This window comes from Alkalibacterium indicireducens (assembly GCF_039522005.1).
In the GTDB taxonomy this organism is placed as follows: domain Bacteria; phylum Bacillota; class Bacilli; order Lactobacillales; family Carnobacteriaceae_A; genus Alkalibacterium; species Alkalibacterium indicireducens.
In genome coordinates, this window is the sequence record NZ_BAAADA010000224.1 from 1 (window position 1) to 579 (window position 579).

A 579-nucleotide genomic window follows, 5' to 3' on the forward strand; every position below is an offset into this window, starting at 1 on the left:
GCTCATTCTGTGTGTTTCATTACCCAAACATTTTCTTCAGTTGTCCCATTGGACTTGATGTGGAACTATAATTAGCTATTTCTCCCATTTTAACGCCTACAGAAGGACGATTAATCTTTTTCAAAACAGCTCTAACAGCGCCTTTAAATTCAGGGACAATGGTTTGTTCAAATGCAGGTAGTTCGGCTCTTAAAGCTTCTAAAAGCGTTCCGTTTTTACGAGCTGAAATAATTGAAGCTAAGTTTCCAGCTCCTTTGGCTGAAAATCCACGCCCTTGACGTTTCATACGATAACTATAGGGACGATGATTACTTTCACAAATACCTATCCCATTTCTTACAGGTAAGTCTCGCATTTTCAATGGACGAATACTTTCCCAATTGCGGTCTAAATAAGCCCCTAATAGACGGAGGTGTTCTATGTTATCAGCTCTTTTCTCCTCATCTTCTATTCGACTCTCTGTCGTCGCCAATACGCTAAGTACACGCTCTTTATCATAGGCACTCACAGCTTTTTTCATTTCAAAAATCATAGGCTTATCAAAACTTAACCGTTGGTTTATTTTTTCATTCACGTGAT

The 579-nt window shown here is 38.9% G+C and carries 1 protein-coding gene; it reads right to left on the minus strand.

Annotated elements, in window-relative coordinates:
- Positions 1-19 precede the first annotated feature (19 nt).
- The coding region (locus ABFX15_RS12055) for a UPF0236 family transposase-like protein (protein ID WP_346025637.1) at positions 20-579 on the minus strand (560 nt) is incomplete at its 5' end.